Annotated in this window: 21 protein-coding genes, 1 tRNA gene and 1 pseudogene; 13 read left to right on the forward strand and 10 right to left on the reverse strand. The window is 62.7% G+C overall.

Going from position 1 to position 19,564, the window contains the following annotated elements; translation table 11 throughout:
- The first annotated feature begins 92 nt into the window (after positions 1-92).
- A complete protein-coding gene (locus ACZ2GY_RS00185) occupies positions 93-959 on the forward strand; it encodes a lysostaphin resistance A-like protein (protein ID WP_471672627.1) in 867 nt (288 codons plus the stop codon).
- Here the strand turns inward: ACZ2GY_RS00185 and ACZ2GY_RS00190 are convergent, their stop codons facing one another.
- The gene (locus tag ACZ2GY_RS00190; protein ID WP_471672628.1) at positions 960-1,481 is read right to left on the reverse strand and encodes a DUF4262 domain-containing protein; all 522 of its coding nucleotides are present in this window, start codon (positions 1,479-1,481) and stop codon (positions 960-962) included.
- An 82-nt stretch (positions 1,482-1,563) separates the two neighbouring features.
- On the opposite strand from ACZ2GY_RS00190, the gene ACZ2GY_RS00195 reads away from it, so the two are divergent.
- Genes ACZ2GY_RS00195 through ACZ2GY_RS00205 form a run of 3 tightly spaced genes read left to right on the forward strand, consistent with a single transcriptional unit; the run spans position 1,564 to position 3,920 of the window.
- Positions 1,564-2,376, forward strand: coding sequence for an enoyl-CoA hydratase/isomerase family protein (locus ACZ2GY_RS00195; protein WP_471672629.1), 813 nt, complete (start codon positions 1,564-1,566; stop codon positions 2,374-2,376).
- Positions 2,377-2,415: 39 nt separating this feature from the next.
- Complete coding sequence (locus ACZ2GY_RS00200; protein WP_471672630.1) at positions 2,416-2,907, forward strand: transporter substrate-binding domain-containing protein; 492 nt, start codon at positions 2,416-2,418, stop codon at positions 2,905-2,907.
- Entirely contained in the window at positions 2,904-3,920 is a 1,017-nt protein-coding gene (locus ACZ2GY_RS00205) for a cation diffusion facilitator family transporter (RefSeq protein ID WP_346027797.1), read from the forward strand. The genes ACZ2GY_RS00200 and ACZ2GY_RS00205 overlap by 4 nt, the downstream gene beginning before the upstream one ends.
- Positions 3,921-3,977: 57 nt before the next feature.
- On the opposite strand, the gene ACZ2GY_RS00210 is transcribed toward ACZ2GY_RS00205, so the two are convergent.
- A complete protein-coding gene (locus ACZ2GY_RS00210; RefSeq protein ID WP_277358097.1) occupies positions 3,978-4,457 on the reverse strand; it encodes a Dps family protein in 480 nt (159 codons plus the stop codon).
- Positions 4,458-4,675: 218 nt separating this feature from the next.
- On the opposite strand from ACZ2GY_RS00210, the pseudogene ACZ2GY_RS00215 reads away from it, so the two are divergent.
- Positions 4,676-5,125, forward strand: a pseudogene (locus ACZ2GY_RS00215) (SRPBCC family protein); the annotation flags it as partial.
- A gap of 188 nt (positions 5,126-5,313) precedes the next feature.
- On the opposite strand, the gene pstS reads toward ACZ2GY_RS00215, so the two are convergent.
- From pstS to ACZ2GY_RS00230, 3 genes are read right to left on the reverse strand one after another with little or no spacing between them, the layout of a single operon-like run.
- A complete protein-coding gene (gene pstS, locus ACZ2GY_RS00220) occupies positions 5,314-6,426 on the reverse strand; it encodes a phosphate ABC transporter substrate-binding protein PstS (protein WP_471672631.1) in 1,113 nt (370 codons plus the stop codon).
- A gap of 59 nt (positions 6,427-6,485) precedes the next feature.
- On the reverse strand, positions 6,486-7,973 hold the full coding sequence (locus ACZ2GY_RS00225; protein WP_346027798.1) for an FAD-dependent oxidoreductase: 1,488 nt from the start codon (positions 7,971-7,973) through the stop codon (positions 6,486-6,488).
- A gap of 29 nt (positions 7,974-8,002) precedes the next feature.
- Complete coding sequence (locus tag ACZ2GY_RS00230) at positions 8,003-8,575, reverse strand: hypothetical protein (RefSeq protein ID WP_056545668.1); 573 nt, start codon at positions 8,573-8,575, stop codon at positions 8,003-8,005.
- A 110-nt stretch (positions 8,576-8,685) separates the two neighbouring features.
- Between ACZ2GY_RS00230 and ACZ2GY_RS00235 the strand changes: the two genes are divergently transcribed.
- Positions 8,686-9,249, forward strand: a complete 564-nt coding sequence (locus tag ACZ2GY_RS00235; protein ID WP_471672632.1) for a cysteine hydrolase family protein — start codon at positions 8,686-8,688, stop codon at positions 9,247-9,249.
- A 12-nt stretch (positions 9,250-9,261) separates the two neighbouring features.
- Here ACZ2GY_RS00235 and ACZ2GY_RS00240 read toward each other — a convergent pair whose 3' ends face one another.
- Complete coding sequence (locus ACZ2GY_RS00240; protein WP_277358101.1) at positions 9,262-9,465, reverse strand: hypothetical protein; 204 nt, start codon at positions 9,463-9,465, stop codon at positions 9,262-9,264.
- Positions 9,466-9,712: 247 nt separating this feature from the next.
- Here ACZ2GY_RS00240 and ACZ2GY_RS00245 point away from each other — a divergent pair, with 247 nt between their 5' ends.
- Positions 9,713-10,171: a DUF4383 domain-containing protein gene (locus ACZ2GY_RS00245; RefSeq protein ID WP_277358102.1), complete on the forward strand. Its 459-nt coding sequence runs from the start codon at positions 9,713-9,715 to the stop codon at positions 10,169-10,171.
- 98 nt (positions 10,172-10,269) lie between these two features.
- Here ACZ2GY_RS00245 and ACZ2GY_RS00250 read toward each other — a convergent pair whose 3' ends face one another.
- Both ACZ2GY_RS00250 and ACZ2GY_RS00255 read right to left on the reverse strand, forming a co-directional pair.
- Positions 10,270-10,710, reverse strand: a complete 441-nt coding sequence (locus ACZ2GY_RS00250; protein ID WP_277358103.1) for an Hsp20/alpha crystallin family protein — start codon at positions 10,708-10,710, stop codon at positions 10,270-10,272.
- A gap of 176 nt (positions 10,711-10,886) precedes the next feature.
- A tRNA-Val gene (locus tag ACZ2GY_RS00255) sits at positions 10,887-10,960 on the reverse strand.
- Between the two features lie 138 nt (positions 10,961-11,098).
- Here ACZ2GY_RS00255 and ACZ2GY_RS00260 point away from each other — a divergent pair.
- From ACZ2GY_RS00260 to ACZ2GY_RS00270, 3 genes are all read left to right on the forward strand, one after another.
- Positions 11,099-11,344, forward strand: a complete 246-nt coding sequence (locus tag ACZ2GY_RS00260) for a DUF2630 family protein (protein WP_277358104.1) — start codon at positions 11,099-11,101, stop codon at positions 11,342-11,344.
- A gap of 79 nt (positions 11,345-11,423) precedes the next feature.
- Positions 11,424-12,032: a flavodoxin family protein gene (locus ACZ2GY_RS00265; protein WP_277358105.1), complete on the forward strand. Its 609-nt coding sequence runs from the start codon at positions 11,424-11,426 to the stop codon at positions 12,030-12,032.
- Positions 12,033-12,122: 90 nt separating this feature from the next.
- Positions 12,123-12,962 carry a formate/nitrite transporter family protein gene (locus ACZ2GY_RS00270; protein ID WP_471672633.1) on the forward strand — a complete coding sequence of 280 codons (840 nt, stop codon included), beginning with the start codon at positions 12,123-12,125 and terminating at the stop codon, positions 12,960-12,962.
- Positions 12,963-13,021: 59 nt separating this feature from the next.
- On the opposite strand, the gene ACZ2GY_RS00275 is transcribed toward ACZ2GY_RS00270, so the two are convergent.
- Positions 13,022-13,270: a hypothetical protein gene (locus tag ACZ2GY_RS00275; RefSeq protein ID WP_471672634.1), complete on the reverse strand. Its 249-nt coding sequence runs from the start codon at positions 13,268-13,270 to the stop codon at positions 13,022-13,024.
- A complete protein-coding gene (ku, locus tag ACZ2GY_RS00280) occupies positions 13,270-14,112 on the reverse strand; it encodes a non-homologous end joining protein Ku (protein ID WP_277358107.1) in 843 nt (280 codons plus the stop codon). The genes ACZ2GY_RS00275 and ku overlap by 1 nt, the downstream gene beginning before the upstream one ends.
- A 46-nt stretch (positions 14,113-14,158) precedes the next feature.
- Between ku and ACZ2GY_RS00285 the strand changes: the two genes are divergently transcribed.
- Genes ACZ2GY_RS00285 through ACZ2GY_RS00295 form a run of 3 tightly spaced genes read left to right on the forward strand, consistent with a single transcriptional unit; the run spans position 14,159 to position 19,539 of the window.
- Complete coding sequence (locus ACZ2GY_RS00285; RefSeq protein ID WP_056545693.1) at positions 14,159-14,641, forward strand: SRPBCC domain-containing protein; 483 nt, start codon at positions 14,159-14,161, stop codon at positions 14,639-14,641.
- Positions 14,642-14,681: 40 nt separating this feature from the next.
- Positions 14,682-17,138: an ATP-dependent DNA ligase gene (locus tag ACZ2GY_RS00290; RefSeq protein WP_471672635.1), complete on the forward strand. Its 2,457-nt coding sequence runs from the start codon at positions 14,682-14,684 to the stop codon at positions 17,136-17,138.
- A 22-nt stretch (positions 17,139-17,160) separates the two neighbouring features.
- On the forward strand, positions 17,161-19,539 hold the full coding sequence (locus ACZ2GY_RS00295) for a phosphoketolase family protein (protein ID WP_471672636.1): 2,379 nt from the start codon (positions 17,161-17,163) through the stop codon (positions 19,537-19,539).
- Positions 19,540-19,564: the final 25 nt, after the last annotated feature.

Below are 19,564 nucleotides of genomic sequence, written 5' to 3' on the forward strand. Positions count from 1 at the left end.
TTCCGATGTCCCTTCACTAAAGAGGTCCCCACCCTCACCCGTCAACTGCCCGGACCCGGTTTCTTCCCGGCATAGCCGGATAAGGTGCTTTCATGGCCCGATCTTTTCTTCCGCCCGCAGGGCAGCGAACAACGCTTCGCCTGGCCAATCCCACACAGCTGACTCCCGAAGGACTCTTCGCGCCGAGGTGGGGCGCCGGACTGGCACTGGCAGGGCTGGTGCTTGTAGTACTGCTGCCGCTGCTGGGAACCCTTGCGCTGGTGGAAGTGCTTTCCTTCGGCCCACCGCTGGTCCTTGCGTCCCTGCTGCTGACCTGGACCGCGATGTTCTCAGTGACCTTCTACGCCTCGCGGCGCCATGGATTCCGTTCCCTTGCCCGCGATTTCGGTCTGCGGTTCCGTTGGATTGATCTGGCCGTGGGACTTGGTGTGGGGATTGCGGCACGCATTGTCCTGGCCGTGCTCCTGGCGATTCTCACCCTGCTCTGGCCGCTGCAGGACGGCGAAGTGATCCAGGGCAACGCCGAACTGTTTCTCACGGGCGATACAGTATGGCTGCTCATCAACGGCGTCCTCGGCGGTGTGCTGATTGCGCCCTTCTTGGAGGAGCTGTTCAATCGCGGCCTGGTGTTGCGCGGGATCCAGAATGCACTGTGGCTTCGGCGCACTGGCAACCCCCGCGATTCCGTAACGCCCGCCGTGCAGCGGCGGTCCCTGATGACCTCTACCGTTATTGCCCTTCTGGTGAGTTCCCTTGCTTTCGGTCTGTTGCATACCGGTGCCGTTCCGGACCTCCGGTCTTCCGTCTATCTGCTGCTCAGTACGTTCACGGTGGGCTTGATGTGCGGGGTGCTGACCGTGATCACCGGACGGCTGGGTGCTGCCATAGTGACCCATGTTGTGTTCAACGGCACCGGCGTGGGCTTGCTGCTCCTGGTGCCGCCGGAGCTGCTTCCCTGACTAGGCACTGCCCTTCCCGCCAAGCAGGTCACCGAGTGATCCCCCGGCAAGGAAAGGCTGCGCCGCGAGGAACCGGATCTCCCATTGCTGCGGCAGATGGTTGTCCGAACCCACCGTCCAGTAGACCTGCAGCGCACTGAATCCCTCCTGTCCGTACAGCTGGAACGCATCCCGCAGCCTTTTCAGCGACGCCCCGCGCACCTCGACGGCCTGTCCATCGAACTGGCCGTGGAAAACTTTTGCTCCTGGCTGGGTGAGTAGATGCAGGGCAGGTTCAAGCAACGACCAGGCATGACGCACGTGACCGGGACTTTGGCCGTACAGAATGAGTTCCGGGAGCCCGCGCTCAGTGAGGCCCACTGTGTAGGCGCAGGGCACTTCACGGTGAGCCTGGCTGAAGCGCACCAGGACGCCCTCCCGCGCCACCTGCGCTTCAATGCGCTCGCGGTCAAGGACGTCATCACGCCACAGGTTTGAGAACTCCAGCGACGAGCAGTGGGGGTGAAAGATGAGGTCGGTCATGTGCGCTCCTTCGATGTGCCTGATGCAAAGGTGTCATCCCGCTCGGACATTCTGATGACTTTCGGTCGCTACGCTTGGGATCATGCAGTTTCCCGCGTACGCCACACTCCTGACAGACATCCGCGACACCGTCCTGACCATCACGGTCAACCGGCCGGACGCCCTCAACGCCCTGTCCTCCAGAGTGATCGAGGATCTTGAACACTGCCTCGACGCGGTGTCTGACGTCCTGACAAACGACGACGGCGCGTGGCCGGTTCGCGGCGTCATCATCACCGGCGCGGGGAAGGCGTTTGTTGCCGGTGCGGATATCCGCGAAATGACCGCGATGTCACCGGACGACGCCCACGCCTACAGCTCCCGCATGCACCAGGTCACGCTCGCGATCGAGCAGCTGCCGGTCCCGGTCATCGCTGCCGTCAACGGTTTCGCCCTTGGTGGCGGCTGCGAACTGGCGATGGCCTGCGACGTCATCTATGCGGCGTCGACCGCGTCCTTCGGGCAGCCGGAAGTCAGCCTGGGCCTCGTTCCGGGGTTCGGGGGATCCGTGCGGCTGCCGCAGTACGTCGGGCCGGGCCTGGCGCGCGAGCTCCTCTTCACCGGACGCCGCCTGGATGCCGGGGAAGCCCAGCGGGCGGGTCTCGTCACAGCGCTTTTCGATACCGTCGATGACCTGCTTGACGGTGCGCACAGCACTCTGGCGCTGGTGGCACGTCAGTCTCCCGCCGCCGTCGCGCTCGTCAAGCGGACTCTCATCGCGACTTTGGGCTTGCCCACCGATGAAGGGCTTGCCATCGAGGCGGAGTCCTTCCGGACCGCCTTCGCAACGGAAGACAAGGCGGAGGGAACCCGCGCGTTCCTCGCCAAGGAGCACCCCAGCTTCCTCGGACGCTGACAATCGTGCCCTGACCTGCAGAAACGGCAGGAAGGGGGTATGTTGCTAAGCATGCTGAAGATTGGTGCGGTGATCCCCGGACTGGTGCTCCTCCTCGGATTGACTTCGTGCGGCATCACCATTCCACAGGATCCGGAAGGAACTTTGGAAAAGGTATCTGGAGGCATTCTCCGGGTTGGTGTGAGCGAAAACGCGCAGTGGGTTCAACTGCCGCCTACCGGGGACCCGCAGGGCATCGAGCCGGAATTGGTCGAGGAGTTCGCGGACACACTTGACGCCGCGATCGTGTGGGTCCCAGGCGCAGAACACGAGCTGGCCGGCGACCTGTTCCACGGAGAACTTGATATGGCCATCGGCGGATTCGGCGCGGATACCCCGTGGGTCAAGGAGGCCGGCATTACCCGGCCCTACACCGAGACAGCCGATGAACGCGGCAAGACAATCAAGCACATCATGCTGGTTCCCCTGGGGGAGAATGCCTTCCTGCTGGAGCTTGACCAATTCCTGCAGGCGCAGGAGGTGGAATTGTGAGCACGACCGGCGAAAAAAACACAGCGCGCTTCGGCCATACGGAACTGCCCGAGGAACAGCAGCGTGCCCTGCGCAAGGCAGTCAAATGGGAATGGATCACCATCGGATTCCTGGTCGTCTCTACGTTCCTGGTGTATCTGGTCCTGGGAAATTCGCAGGCCATGAAGGCCGCGTGGATCGAAGACCTGCTGTCCTTCCTTCCGCCGATCTCGTTTCTCATCGCAACCCGGGTGATCCGTCGTCGTCCCTCCGAGTCCCATCCGTACGGCTATCACCGCGCCGTCGGTGTAGCGCACCTCGTGGCCGCTGTAGCGCTGGTGGTGATGGGTGCGTATCTCATTGTCGATTCCGGCATAGGTCTGTTCACTGCCGAGCACCCTACGATCGGTGGAATCACGCTCTTGGGAAGCACCTTCTGGTTGGGCTGGCTGATGGTACTCGCGATGCTGCTCACCGCTGGGCCTCCCGTAGTCCTCGGAATCGTCAAGATGAAGCTCGCGAGGACGCTTCACGACAAAGTGCTCTACGCCGACGCGGACATGAACAAGGCTGACTGGATGACGGCGCTCTCGGCAGCGGTAGGTGTTCTGGGTATCGGCGTGGGCCTGTGGTGGGCGGACTCGGTGGCAGCGCTCCTCATTTCCACAAGCATCCTGCGCGACGGGATCAAGAACCTTCGCGGAGCCGTCGGCGGCCTGACCGACACACGGGCCCGGACCTACGATGATTCCGAGCCCGATCCCGTCGGTGAGCGCATCGACTCCTATCTCCGCAGCCTGGGTTGGGTCCGGGAAGCCAGATCGAGGGTGCGTGATGAGGGGCACGTGTTCCACATCGAATCGTTCGTAGTGCCGCGGACGTGGCCGAGGGCAACGCTGCGAAGAATCGAGAAGGCCCGGGACGCGTGCGTGGAAATGGACTGGAAAGTACAGGACATGGTCATTGTGCCTGTTGCGGAGCTACCGGAGGAGTTTCTGCCCGGCGTAGCCAAGGGCGGTTCGGAGTACCGCTGACAACACGAAGAGGGTGGCAGTCTCTCGCGACTGCCACCCTCTGTGTCTGTGCGTGCCTTACTTTCGGGCTGGCTTCACCACGTTGGCCGTGGGTGTCATGTTCTCCGCATCGACCATCCAGGCGTACTGCTCCAATTTCTCGATGAAGCCGTGCAGGATGTCTGCGGTGGTGGGATCTTCCTCATCCACCTGGTCATGGACGTCCCGCATCCGGCCGACGGCCGCCTCAAGCATGGCTACCACCATGGAAACGGTGTCCTTGGTATCCACCAGACCGGACGGGAACTCATTCAGTGAGGTTCCTTTGGCGACGACGGCGCTGCGTCCGTCCGGAACAGCGTGCAGGGCGCGCATCCGCTCAGCCATCTGGTCCGCGAAAAGGCGGGCGTCCTCGATGATTTCATCCAGTTGAAGGTGCATGTCGCGGAAGTTCTTGCCGACGACGTTCCAGTGGGCCTGCTTGCCCTGCAGGTGCAGCTCCACCAGATCAACCAGGACAGCCTGCATGTTGTCGGTCAGTGTTTTTGACGCCTTCATAAGTTCCTCCACTCGTGACGGAAATCCGGCCGCTGTTCGCCGCCAGCATCAGCCCCAGCCTAGACCGGCGCTTTCGATCGAATCCAGTTGCTGGGAAAACTCTAAGTAAACTTACCATTCTGTTGATCCGGCAAGAATCGTGGGTTAGCGTGGCGAACAAGCGGTCAGTTATCCGTGATGTTCTGCGCGAAGTTCCAGCAAACGAGGAGGAACAGACAATGGCAACAGTTCAGGAATTCATAGACGTTTCAGTGCCGGTGTCCACCGCCTACAACCAGTGGACGCAGTTCGAAACCTTCCCCGAGTTCATGGGGGGAGTCGAATCGATCACGCAGATCTCCGAAACACACAACCACTGGGTAACCAAGATCGGCGGAGTTGAGCGCGAGTTCGACACCGAGATCACCGAGCAGCATCCTGACGAGCGGATCGCGTGGAAGAGTACCGACGGAAAGTCCCATGCCGGCGTCGTAACCTTCCACCGGCTGAGCGACTCCACCACGCGTGTCACTGTTCAGCTGGATTGGGATCCGGACAGTTTCACCGAGAAGGTCGGCGCAGCTGTCGGCGCCGATGACCGGCAGGTGAAGTCGGACCTCGCACGCTTCAAGGAGTTCATCGAGAACACGGGGAACGAAACCGGTGCCTGGCGCGGTGACGTGGACGCTCCCGGTTCCGGCTCTGCCACGGCCGGCCGGACCGTTGATCCTTTGGCGGGCGGGGCAGGCCTTGCCGATCCATCACTGGATGACCCGGAATCGGGCGGGCCTCGAGCCGCCAACCCGGCTTAGGACGTCAACCAAACGAAGGGCCCTCTCTCGGGAGAGCCCTTCCTTTGGTTAAAGGGATGAATGCCTCACTCTTCGACGCTGATCGTGTTGATTGCCTCGGTCGCGCGTTCCGACAGGTTCTCGGAAATCGGTGCGCTGCCGGCGGCAACCGCAGCGGCCTGCTGACCCTCTTCGCTGACAACGAAGGTACCGAAGGTCTTGACCAGGTTTGCGGTCTGTTCGTCCTCGTAGGTGGAGCAGAAGATGTGGTAGGAAACCAGCACCAGCGGGTATGCGCCGGGGGCTGTGGTTTTTCGGTCCAGGTTGAGGGCGATGTCGAATTCGGCTCGGCCCTGCACCGGCTCAGCCTCGTCGACGGCGGCAGCCGCGGCTTCTGAACTGACAGCGACATACTCGTCACCCACGAGAAGCTTTGCCCGGCCCAGCGGCGGTCCGACGGCGGAATCATCCGCATAGGTGACCGCGCCTTCGGTGGCGGCAACGGTGCTGACGACGCCGGCATTGCCCTTGGCGTTCTCTCCCGCCAGCCCTGCCGGGAAGGTGCCTTCCGCCTCGTTGGTCCAGATCTCCGGCACTACAGCATGCAGATAATCAGTGAAGTTTTCCGTTGTGCCCGAGTCATCGGAGCGGCTGACCGGAGTGATGCGGGTGTCGGGAAGATCAACGCCCTCGTTCTGGCTAGCAATTGCTGGGTCATTCCAGCGCGTGATTTCTCCGCGGAAGATGCGGGCAATAGTCGCGGCGTCGAGGTTCAGCTCTTCGATCCCGGGCAGGTTGAAGGCGATACTGATCGGCGCCACATAGGCCGGGATGTTGAAAGCGCCCTCGGGTCCGCACACTTCACGGGACTCCTCGAGTTCTTCTTCGCTGAGGTAGGCATCGGATCCCGCGAAATCCACGGCTCCGGCCAAAAGTGCACCGCGCCCTGCCCCGGACCCGTCCGGCGAATACTGCACGCGAACGTCCGGATGCATGGTTGCGAACTCCGCCTGCCAGGCATTCATGGCCGGTCCCTGCGCCGATGATCCCGCGCCAGTGATGGTCCCGCTCAGGGTCGAGGTGGCGTTCTGCGCGGCAGCTTCCTGCTCCGGCCCCAGTGGGTAGTCCGAACCGCAGGATGCAACAGTAAGGCCGGCAGCGCAGCTCAGGGCGATGGTCAGCACGCGACGAAAAATCACACGCCCACGATACAGGTGAATACTGGGTGTCCCCACGTTGAACAACTCGTGAACCGGCCCTACGGCGCCTGCAAGTCGCGTGTGGCCGGGCCTTCGAGGCGTACGCCGTCATGGGTGAAGCGGGATCCGTGGAGCGGGCAATCCCAGGATTGCTCGGCGTCATTCCAGCTCAATACCCCGCCGAGGTGGGGGCAGACAGCTGATACCCGGTGCGTCACACCGGCGATTTGGCAGACACCCACCGGCCGGGCACCTTCCCGCACAATCACGCCCTGGCCCTCGGCAGGCCGGGCGTGGGAGGTCCGCGCCAGCCCGCCCAGCCAGCCGGTGACCATTTCGACCCCGACGCCGGCGTTGGTCTTTGCGGTGCTGAGCGCGTCCTGTTTGCCGACCCGGGTCTTATACAGCTCCTTCGCCCACGGCATCTGCCCGCCGAGGATTTCCGCTGACAGGGCCAGCCCTGCAGCCACGCCGTTGGTGAAACCCCACTTGTTGAAGCCGGTTGCCGCGTAGATGGATTGGCCGCCGACGGGCATCTTCCCGACATAGGGAACCGATGACGCCGGCTGGTAGTCCTGCGCCGACCAGCTGAACGCTGCCTGCGCGGTGGGAAAGTGCTCCTGGGTCCAGCGAATGATGTCGTCGACGAGGGACTGCGTATGCGCCTCGCGCCCAACGGTATGTCCGTTGCCGCCCACGATGAGGTACGGGCGTCCCTCGACCATGGCAGTGCGCAACGTACGCGAGGGAGAGTCAACTGACAGGTACATGCCCTGCGGAATCTCGTCCTGCACGGTAAAAGCAACGGCATAGGAACGGTGTGGCTGCAGGACGGAGAAATGCCCGCCACGGTCCAGGATCGGCGTTCCGGTGGCGATGATGACGCTGGCCGCCGAAATCTCGCCCAGCGAGGTCTGGATGGTGCTCCGCTCGCCCTTGGTGCTGCCGGCCTTCACGCCGGTGACCCGAACGCCCTCGATGAGCTCGCCGGAGTGCTTGCGCAGGTCTGCTGCGAGTGCGGCAAGGACCTCCAGTGGATGTACCTGTGCCTGACCAGCCACGCGCAGCGTACGGGTCACCGGGAACGGGAGCTCCGAGGAGTCTTCAAGGACGGCACTGAGTCCGGAAGTGGCGCATGCGTCCCGTTCCTCGCCCAGGAGGCGGGCGCCGTCGTCCGTGATGGCGTAATTGAAGGCGTCCCGGACGTCGTAGCTGACGTTGTTTTCATCGCAGAACCGGAGCAACCAACTTTGGCCCTCGCGGTTTGCGGTGACATAGTGACGGGCCAGAGCCGCTCCGTGGTGTTTGATGACCGAGGACAACTGCGTGCCCTGCAGCAGTGAGACTTTGGCCGTGCTGTTCCCGGTAGTCACTGCACCAACCGTTCGCGCCTCCAGGACCGCTACCCGCTGACCGGATCGCGCGAGCAACGTGGCAGTGGTCAGACCGGTGATACCGGCGCCGACCACCACGGAATCGTACTGGCCGTCCGCCTGAAAGGTGTCAACGGGAATGCGCGGTGATGATTCAAGCCAAAGGGACTTCACGGCCAGTTCTCCTTCTGTAGTGCGGTTGATTACCAGTCCAGTTCAATTCCGATGTTGTCTGACGGACCTTCCGGCGCCGTGCCGAGGTAGATCACCTCACCGGTTTCGTCGTCGCGCAGGAAAGTGTGGAAGGTTCCGGGAGTGAGGCTGCCGCTGATCGGCGGGAAGCCCTGTTCGGCGGAGATCCGGTCCTGGAAGCCGACGGCGGGAAGGCCGTCGTCGTTCACAATGAACCAGTCCCACACCGCGCCGGTCGACAGGTCGACCGCGAGAACCGTGCCGGCGGGCCATCCTGCGTCCGGATCCCGGTCTGAACCTGGGATCTGGCGCCCGGCTGAGCGGTCGTACCCGGCGAGGAATTTTCCTGTGTCAGCACGCACCAGGCCAACCAGCAGGGGAAGCCCCGGTGTTCCGGGGGAGAGGGCCGTTGTGTCCCACCATCCGCTGTAGGCAGTCTGCAGCGGGAACACGTCGCCCGGTTCCACGCTCACGGGCAGCGGCTGGAAGTAGGGCGGCGTTGGCGCGGCGGCCGTCTGCGCACTGCAACCCGGAAGAACGACGACGGCGAGCAGCACCGTTACGCCCGGCAGATGCGTCCGCACCGTAATCACCTCCGTGGCGTCAACGCTAGCCCTCGCCGGCCTGCCCCTCAAGGAGGATTCCTAAGTATGCTGTCAAAGAGATGCAAGGAACCTTCGCAGGGAGGAAGAACATGACGGCTGCACTGCTCATCATTGATATGCAGAAGGCATTTTTTGAAGACGAATCTCTCGGCAATCAGCAGGACTTCCTGGTTGCGGCCTGCAACTCAGCTATCGCGGATGCGCGCGAGGCCGGCATTGCCGTCTATCTCATCCGCACAGAGCACCAGCGGGACAAATCAACGTGGACACTGAGCATGCTCGATGATGATCAGGGTTTCCTTTTCAGCGGCACTGAGCAGGCCGAATTCGTTGATGACCTCGATGTCGAGGGTCTTCCTGAGTTGGTGAAGACGCGCGACAGCGCTTTCTTCGGGACCGATCTGCTGCAGCGCCTGCGCATTCTGGAGGTAGACACGGTGGTCCTCGCAGGGCTTTCAACGCACAATTGCGTGGCCCAGACCGGTGCGGATGCCTACGCGAACAACCTGCGGGTGGTGTACGCCAGGGATGCGGTCGCCTCAACCAACAGTGAGTATGCGCAGAATGTGCTGGGCGTACTGATGGATGAGTACCGTCAGGTTTCCCTCGACGCGAGCGGGATCCGGCAGTTGTTCTCGAAGAAGCGCGCTTAGGCGGTGGACGGATCAGATGCCGATGCTGTAGCCGTCCTCCCGGTGGAACAGCCGACGGCCCGCGCCGTCGTCGGACCGGACCCAGACAACCGAGGAGTCATCGGCGTGATCTTCGAGTACGCCGGAGAACTGGTCTCCCGAGGAGTGCCGAAGGGTTATCTGCTGGCCGCGCCTGAGCGTCGAGAAGTCGGCAAGCGAGGAATGTTGCGAGGTCATTGGGGAAAGGCCTTCCTGAGAGTGTGACTGACGCCACACTAAGGGCCGTTCCTGAATGTTTGGTGAATGAAAACTGGGTAATCGCCCAAATGGACGCAAACGTTTATCGAAAAGATAGCTAAGCAAGCTTTCTATTCTGTTCTGCCTGTGGCACGCTGGCAGTACAAATGGCGGGACATACTGTCCATAGCTCGCAAGATCACGTGCCGGTGTCCGCCAGTCCGGCCATCTTAGAGGGGATAGTGCAATGGCATCAACACATTCAGGGTCGGGTGTAGGCACCCGGACAAACATTCAGAAGGCCGCACTCGCGGTAGGAGTGGTCTTCCTCCTGGTCGGCGTGCTGGGATTCATTCCCGGTATCACCAGCAATTACGACACGCTGCAGTTCGCCGGCCCCGAGTCCGAGGCGCAACTCCTCGGCCTGTTCCAGGTTTCGATCCTGCACAACATTGTTCACCTGCTGTTCGGCGTCGCGGGCGTCGCGATGGCAAAGACTGCAACCGGCGCTTACAACTTCCTGCTGTGGGGCGGCGTTATCTACGCGGTGCTCTTCATCTACGGGCTCATCATCCCGCATGATTCGGCAGCGAACTTCGTTCCGCTGGACGCGGCGGACAACATCCTCCATCTGGGCCTTGCCGTCGGCATGATTGCGCTGGCGCTCGCTCTTCGGGACAAGCACCGCACTGTCCGGGACCGGTAGTCCCGGCTCCAACCAACTACAAACAAACAGAACGACGACGGCGGGCCGCAACCTGCCGTCGTCGTTCTGTTTGTGCTGTGCGTAGCTCCGCTGACGATCTAGGCTTCCACAGCCCTGTCCGTCTGCACCGGCTGGGCGTCTTCGCCGGAAACGACCTCGATCTTGCGGGGCCTTGCGCGCTCGCTGACCGGGATGGTCACGCTGAGCACGCCGTTTTCATAGCGTGCCGAGATGGCATCAATGTCAATACCCTGCCCGAGGTTCAGTTGCCGAAGGAAGGATCCGCTTTCACGCTCGCGGGTCAGCCACTTGACTCCCTCTGCGTTCCGCAGGGTGCGCTCGGCGCGGATGGTCAACAGCTGGCCGTCGACGTCAATGTCAACAGATCCCGGATCAATGCCCGGGAGGTCAGCGCTCAGGATGTAGTGGTCACCCTCGCGGTACAGATCCATCGGCATCAGCCGCAGACCCTGGCGGGGATCCAAAAGTGCGCCGGCCACGCGGTCCAGTTCACGGAATGGGTCGAATTTCATTGCCATGATGGTTCACTCCCTGTGAGTCAGTAGTCTTTCTTCGGGTTGAGTCTGGTTCGCTCAACCTGCAAGTAGATTAGCACTCGCAGGAGGAGAGTGCTAACGGTTTATGTTCGCTCTGAACGAACTATTCGGAACACAAAAAAGCCCGCCCCGCATGCTGCGGGACGGGCTATGAACGGTGCCTGCGCGGGGCCTCGATCCCCGGGCCTTCCGCGTGTGAAGCGGATGCTCTACCAGACTGAGCTACACAGGCAAATAGTTCCCAGTCAGTTTAGGTCATTGGCAGACGGATGATGCAAACGCGGGGGTGCGGTAGATATTCGGGCGGACACTAAGTAGCCTGACTATTTGAGGCTATTCCACTTCTCGATGTCAGCGAAGGAGTTTGGCAATGGACGATGAGGACATTCTGGCGCGGATCCAGGCGCTGGTCGACAAGGAACACGAGCTGCGGGGTTCACCCTCGGGTGACGATGCTCCTGGCGAAGATCGACGCAGCAGCCTGCGGCGGGTCGAGGAACAGCTCGACCAGTGCTGGGACCTGCTCCGTCAGCGGCGGGCGAAGGAAGACGCAGGGGAAAGCCCGCAGGAAGCGGAGGCCCGGCCGATCGACCAGGTAGAGGGCTACCGCCAGTAAGCACATCGATTTGGCAGGACACGCCCCGATACCCCGTTGATAAGGGGCGTGTCCTGCCAACTCAACGAAAGGAATCTTCATGGACGACCTCAAAGCATTTGCACTGATCTGTACTCTCACCCCTTCGCCCGATGCCTCGAGCACCGATGTGATGGCCGACCACATCCTTGGCAAGCTCAAGGAGCAGGGGGTAACGACGTCGTCGGCCCGGGTAGTTGACCACAACGTTGCTCCAGGCGTGCAGATCGACATGGGAAACGGGGATGAATGGCCGCAGCTCCGCCAGCAGATCCTCGATGCGGACATCTTCCTCCTGTGCGCACCTATCTGGGTAGGGCACATGAGCAGCCTGGGACAGCGGGTGTTCGAACGGCTGGACGCCGATCTCTCCTCGACTGATGATGACGGCCGGCCCATCATGTACAACAAGGTCGCTCTGACCGCGGTGGTGGGAAACGAGGACGGCGCCCACCATGTCACTGCCGAGATGCACCAGGGCCTGAACGACATCGGCTTCACCGTCGCGGCGCAGGGCGGTGTCTACTGGGTCGGGGAAGCAATGCAGACCGTGGACTTCAAGGACCTGGACCAGGTACCTGATCCGGTTGCTTCCACAATTTCCTCCATGTCCGTGAACGCTGTCCACCTGGCGAAGTCCCTCAAGGCATCTCCCTACCCAGCTCCCTAGCATCGAGTTGGCAGGACACACCCCGAAAGGGGCCCCAAAAGGGGTGTGTCCTGCTCATTGACGGGTACTACAACGGAATAGGCGAGTCGCTTGAACGATCACAAGAACGATCACAAGAACGATGACGAAGCCCGACGGCGGGAACTCGGCGACAATGCGGGCCCGGTCGAGGAAGAGATCGAGGAATCGTTCGACCGCACAGTGGATGAAGGCGCACAGCGCCTGAACCGCACCTTCCCCGACGTACTCATCACCGGGCTCTTCGGAGGCTTCGAAATAGGGATCGGCGTGATCGCCTATCTGGCGGTGCTTCATGAAACCGACAACCACCTGCTCGCGGGATTGGCCTTCAGCGCGGGACTCATTGCGCTACTGCTGGCCAAGAGCGAACTCTTCACTGAGGGATTCCTGGTTCCCATCGCAGCGGTGACCGCCAAGCAGGCGAGCCTTGCGCAGCTCGGCCGGCTCTGGAGCGGCACCCTGGTGGCGAACCTTGCAGGCGGCTGGATCTTCATGCTGATTGCCATGAACGCCTTCCCGCAGTGGGCCGGGACGGTCACCACGTCCGCCGAGCACTACGTCGACGCCGGGTTCAGCTGGGAATCCATCTGCCTTGCGTTGCTCGGCGGAAGCACAATCACGCTGATGACGCGCATGCAGCACGGCACGGAGGAGATGAGCGGAAAGCTGATGGCCGCCGTCGTTGGCGGGTTTGTGCTCTCCGGCCTGCAGTTATTCCACTCCATCCTGGATTCGCTGCTCATCTTCGGCGCGATCCTCGCGGGCGCCGACATCAGCTACCTGGACTGGCTGGGCTGGTTCGGCTACACCGTTGTGTTCAACGTCATCGGCGGAATCCTGCTGGTTACCGCCCTCCGCCTGGTCCGGGACCGCAAACTCGTGGAGCGCGAACGGGAAAAGACGAGTTGAGCTGGCAGGACACGCCCTGAAAGAGTGCTCATAAGGGGCGTGTCCTGTTAACTCATTGCTCAGCTGCGGCGGGCCAGCCAGCCCAGGGTCAGCGTGCCCATGGTCCGGCGGAAGCCGCTGTCACCCTCCGCCAACTCCAGCGCTGCCCACACCATCAGGCACGCCTTGCTCGCATCCGCCAGCGCCTCCCGGTTCTTTGCGTCGAGCGCCATCATCGATGCGACGCCCAGCAGCGCCCATCCCACAATGGGTGCATTGGGGCGCTTGGCTATTGTCTGCTGTCCGAAGTCATTCCTGATGAATCCCATTACGCGCCTTTCTTCGATGCCGACTTTGCGGGTTTCTTGGCCCCCGCGGAGCCCTTCTTCTCACGATTCTTTTCCACACTCCGACGGAGCGCTTCCATGAGGTCGAGGACGTTTCCTCCCTCTTCTTCTCCGGTTTCCCCGAAGGTCTCATCTGTATCGAGGGCCTCGCCCTTCTCGAGTTTCGCCTCGATGAGTGTGCGCAGCTGCTCCTGGTAGTCGTCCTTGAAGTTCTCGGGATCAAAATCCGAGGAGAAAGACTCGACAAGGGCCGCTGACATCTCCTTCTCCTTGGCCGAAATGCGCACCTTCTCATCGAGCGAGGGGAACGTAGCCTCACGCACCTCGTCCTGCCACAGGAGCGTTTGGATCATCAGGACGTCCCCGCGCACCCGCAGTGCCGCCAGCCGCGACTTCTGCCGCAGCGAGAATTGCACGATCGCCGTCCGGTCCGTTTCCTCCAGCGTGCGCCGGAGCAGCACATACGCCTTGGTGGACTTTGAATCCGGCTCCAGGTAATAGGCGCGGTCGAGCATGATCGGATCGATCTGGTCGCTGGGAACAAACTCGACCACCTCGATCTCGCGGCTCTTTTCCACCGGGAGCGAGGCGAGGTCTTCGCTCGTGAGCACAACGGTGCGCTCGCCGTCGTCGTACGCCTTGTCAATGTTTTTGTACTCGACGATCTCGCCGCAGATTTCACAGCGCCGCTGGTAACGAATGCGGCCGCCGTCCTTGTCATGAACCTGGTGAAGGCTGATGTCGTGGTCCTCGGTGGCGCTGTAAACCTTGACCGGCACGTTGACCAGCCCAAACGCTACTGCACCCTTCCAGATGGCTCTCATGTTCCTAGTGAACCAGTGTTGCCCGTGCCGGTCTACGATTGCTTAGGTGAACTCCGAACCGATGGTTACCAAAACGCTCGCCGATGGAGAACCTGCCCTGTGGTTCGAGATGCGCTTCAACGCGCCGGCCCGGGTGTTGTGGAAGCATTTGGTAGATCCTGAGAAGCTCAAGTACTGGTTCCCCTGCCAGCTGGATGTCCTGCCGCGTCCCGGTGCGGTGGTCACCTTCACGTTCCCCGGCCAGAGGCCGATGGAGGGCACAGTCCTGGAGGCTGAAAAGCCGCGGTTGCTCGCCTACACCTGGGACGAGGAAGTTCTTCGCTGGGAAATCGAGGACGACGACGACGGCGGCAGCCTCCTCACGCTCACCAACACCCTCGCAGAGGGTCAGGACATCGCCCGCTCGGCTGCCGGTTGGCACCTGACGCTCATGGGCCTGGACGACTACCTGAATGAACGCTCCCTGGGCCAGGACCCGGCGCTGTGGGATCAGTACGTGGCGCGGTATGAGGACCAGCTGGGCGGCTGAGCCACTGGCGTAATCGGCGCTTCCCTACAAGACTGGGCAAATGGCTCCAGGCAGCGCGCAGCAGACGGTTACCGTCGATGGGCGCCGCCTGAAACTCACCAGCCTGGACCGCGTGATGTATCCGGAAACCGGAACCACGAAGGCGGACGTGCTGGCTTATTACGCGGCCGTCGCCGACTGCCTCATACCGCACGCCCGCAATCGTCCCGTCACCCGCAAACGGTGGGTCAACGGCGTCGGTACCGAGGAGAAGCCGGGCGAGGTGTTCTTCCAGAAGAACCTCGACAAGTCGGCGCCGTCGTGGATTGAGCGCCACGGGATCGAGCACAGCGACCACACCAACGTCTATCCGATGCTCAACAACCTTGCCACCCTGACTTGGCTGGGACAGATCTCCGCCCTTGAGATCCACGTTCCGCAGTGGCAGTTCGGGCATGAGGGTGAAGTGAACAACCCGGACCGGATGGTTCTGGACCTGGATCCGGGGCCGGGTGCTTCCCTTCCCGAATGCGCCGAGGTGGCGCGGCTCGCCCGGGAGATCCTGAACGACATGGGCCTCGATCCGCGTCCGGTGACCAGCGGCTCGAAGGGAATCCACCTGTACGCGGCGCTGAATCGGGAACAGACCTCGGACCAGGTCTCCGCGGTCGCGAAGGAACTGGCTCGTATCCTCGAGGCTGACCACCCGGACCTGGTGGTCAGCGATATGAAGAAGTCGCTGCGCGGCGGGAAGGTGCTCCTGGACTGGAGCCAGAACAACCGCAACAAGACCACCATCACGCCGTACTCGCTCCGCGGGAAGGCCCACCCCATGGTCGCCGCGCCGCGCACCTGGCAGGAACTCGACGATCCGGACCTGGCGCACCTCGACTTCGAGCAGGTGATCGAGCGCATTCGTGAGCACGGCGATCTGCTCGCGGACATGGATCGCGGGCAGGCCGGCTTGGAGCCCATGTCCTCAAACCTCCAGCACAACGACGACGGCGGCCCGGACCGGCTGCACACGTACCGTTCGATGCGGGACGCTTCGAAGACACCGGAACCCGTCCCGGATGCGGTAGGGGAGCCGGGCGGCAACAGTTTTGTGATCCAGGAACATCACGCGCGTCGGCTGCACTACGATTTCCGGCTGGAACGCGACGGCGTCCTGGTTTCCTGGGCGATTCCGAAGGGACCGCCGACGTCCACGGGCGAGAATCGCCTCGCCGTCCAGACCGAAGACCATCCGCTGGATTACGGCTCCTTCGAGGGCACTATCCCCAAGGGCGAGTACGGGGCCGGTGAGGTCTATATTTGGGATTCTGGCACGTACGAGGCTGAGAAGTGGCGGCCCGGCAAAGAGGTCATCTGCACGCTGCAGGGCCGGGAGGACGGCGGACTGGCCAGGGGCGGCAATGCGGTCCGGCGGTTCGCACTCATTCACACGGGCGGCTCGACTGACTCAGCCGAGAAGAACTGGCTCATCCATCTGATGAAGGAGCAGCCCGGGCAGCCATCGCCTCCCGCCTTTACGGTCCGGCCCACCGAGGAGTTGCCCACGCTCAAACCAATGCTCGCCACCAGTGGTTCGCCAGGACTGCTGCGCTCCGAGGAGGACTGGGCATTCGAGATGAAGTGGGACGGTATCCGCGCTGTCGCTACGGTGACGCCGGAGGGAACCCGCCTGCTGAGCCGCAACGGCAACGACCTGACCAAGGCGTACCCGGAACTGGCCGATCTCGGCAGCTACGTCAATGCGGAGCAAGCGGTGCTCGACGGTGAGATTGTCGTCATCAACAAAGCCGGCCGCCCGGACTTCGGCTTGCTGCAGGGGCGCATGAACCTGACCAAGAAGTCCGACATCGATGCGGCGCGGAGGCGGACGCCTGTTCATTTCCTGCTGTTTGACCTGCTGCATCTCGACGGCAACTCGCTGCTGGACCTCGGCTACACCCAGCGCCGGGAAGTACTTGAGCAGGCGGTGGACGCGCCGGGCGACGGTCACATCCAGGTGCCGCCCGCCCTCGACGCGACTCTCGATGAGGCGATCGACGCGAGCAAGCAGCTTGGCCTCGAAGGGATCATGGCGAAACGGGTCAACAGCACCTATTCGCCCGGCCGGCGCTCGGAATCGTGGGTGAAAATCAAGCACTCGTTGACCCAGGAAGTGGTTGTGGTCGGTTGGCGGCCGGGCAAGGGCAGCCGCGCCCACAAGGTCGGTTCACTGCTCGTGGCGATTCCCGACGGCGTTGACCTGAAGTACATCGGCCGGGTGGGTTCGGGCCTGACCGAACGTGAGCTGGCGGAGATCGGGTCGCGGCTCAAGAAAATGGGACGCAAGACTGCACCGCTCGATGACGTTCCGGCCCCTGACGCATCAGACGCACGCTGGGTCCGGCCGGCACTGGTCGGAGAGGTGCAGTTCAGTGAACGCGCGTCCACCGGCAAGCTGCGCCATCCGGTCTGGCGGGGGTGGCGGCCGGACAAAAAGCCGTCCGACGTCGTCGTCGAAATCTGATGCGCTGAATCAAGGAGGAACTATGCAGATTGATGAGCTGGACGCCTGGTGGCGGGCCGCCAATTACCTGTCCGTCGGTCAGATCTACCTGCGGGACAACCCGCTCCTGCGCCGGCCGCTGCGCCGTGAGGACGTGAAGGAGCGCCTGCTTGGCCATTGGGGAACCACGCCCGGCCTCAACTTCATCTACGCGCACCTGAACCGCGTGATCAGCGACCACGGGCAGGAGATGCTCTTCATCACCGGGCCGGGGCACGGCGGCCCTGCGAACGTTGCCAACGCCTGGCTCGAGGGTACCTACACGGAAACCTACAGCCACGTCGGCCGGGATGAGGCGGGCCTGAAGGAGCTCTTCAAACAGTTCAGCTATCCCGGCGGCATCCCATCCCACGCCGCTCCCGAAACGCCGGGATCCATCAATGAGGGCGGCGAATTGGGTTATTCGCTGGCGCACGCTTACGGCGCGGTCTTCGACAACCCGGACCTGATTGCCGCCTGCGTCATTGGCGACGGCGAGGCAGAGACCGGACCGTTGGCGGCCAGCTGGCACTCAAACAGTTTCCTTGACGCGAAGCACGACGGCGCGGTGCTGCCGATCCTGCACCTGAACGGCTACAAAATCGCGAACCCGACGGTGTTGTCCCGGATGCCGGAGGCCCAGCTGGAGCAGTTGATGCGCGGCTATGGCTACAAGCCGCACTTCGTCACCGTTACCGATCCCCACGCGACCGAGCAGGCGCACCAGGATTTTGCCGCGGCGCTCGATACCTGCCTGGCGGGGATCAGGGAAGTGCAGGCTTCGGCACGTCAGGAGCCGCGCACCGGAGCAGACTACGCGCCGTGGCCCATGATTGTGCTGCGCTCGCCGAAGGGCTGGACAGGACCGGCCACTGTGGACGGCAAGCAGGTCGAGGGCACCTGGCGGGCGCACCAGGTTCCGTTGTCAGGAGTTCACGACGACGACGCGCACCTTCACCAGCTCGAGGAATGGATGCGCTCCTACCGCCCCGAGGAGCTTTTCGCGGAGGACGGGACGCTGAGGAATGAGGTAGCCGCTCAGGCACCTCCGGGGGACCGGCGCATGAGCGCCACGCCGTACGCCAACGGCGGCAGGCTACTGCAGGACCTCAAGCTGCCTGCCTACGGGGACCACGCCGTCGTCGTCGATAAGCCGGGACAGGAAAAGGTGAGCCCCATGCTCACCGCCGGCGGCTATCTGCGGGATCTCATCCGGCTTAACCCCGAGAACTTCCGGCTCTTCGGGCCGGACGAAACGGCTTCGAACCGGCTGCAGGACGTCTACGAGGTCACCGACAAGGTGTGGCAGCAACGGATTGACGACGTCGACGAGCACCTGGCGCGGTCCGGCCGCGTTCTTGAGGTCCTCAGCGAGCACCTGTGCCAGGGCTGGCTCGAGGGCTACCTCCTGACCGGGCGGCACGGGGTGTTCAACTGCTACGAAGCGTTTGTGCACATTGTCGACTCGATGTTCAACCAGCATGCAAAATGGTTGAAGGTGCATCAGGACCTGCCGTGGCGGCAACCGATCGCGTCGCTGAACTACATGTTGTCCAGCCACGTCTGGCAGCAGGACCACAACGGGTTCTCACATCAGGACCCAGGGTTCATTGACCATGTGGTCAACAAGAAAGCGGACGTCATCCGCGTCTACCTTCCGCCGGACGCCAATACCATGCTTGCCGTCACTGAGCATTGCCTTCAGACGCGGGACCGGGTGAACGTGATCGTCACCGGGAAGCAGCCCACCATGACCTGGCTTGGCCCGGAGGAGGCGCGCCTGCACGTCGAGCGGGGTATCGGGGTCTGGGACTTCGCCGGAAGCGAGGATCCGCGCGGCGGGGAGGATCCCGACGTCGTACTGGGGTGTGCAGGAGATGTGCCGACGGTAGAGGTGGTGGCGGCCGCACGGCTGCTGAAGGACGCGCTGCCGGCACTGAAAGTGCGGGTGGTGAACGTGGTGGACCTGATGCGCCTTCAGGACGAGTCCGGGCATCCACATGGGTTACCCGCTCGGGATTTCGACACTCTCTTCACGCTGGACCGTCCCGTCATCTTCGCCTACCACGGCTACCCGTGGCTGATCCACCGGCTCACGTATCGGCGCACCAATCACGACAACATCCATGTGCGCGGTTACAAGGAGGAGGGGACCACCACCACGCCCTTCGACATGGCGATGCTGAACCAGATTGACCGGTACCAGCTTGCGATGGACGTGATCGACCGGGTGCCGTCGCTTCGCTCCACGCAGGCGGGGCTGCGGCAGCACCTGCAGGACGAGCGGCAGCGGGCCTGGCAGTACACGCGTGATTTCGGCAAGGACATTGATGCGGTGACCGGCTGGATGCTGGAGGAGGCTTCACCCGACGACGCCACGTAAGACGCGGCGCACGGGAGATCAGCGG

It is taken from the genome of Arthrobacter sp. KKT183, from assembly GCF_055657625.1.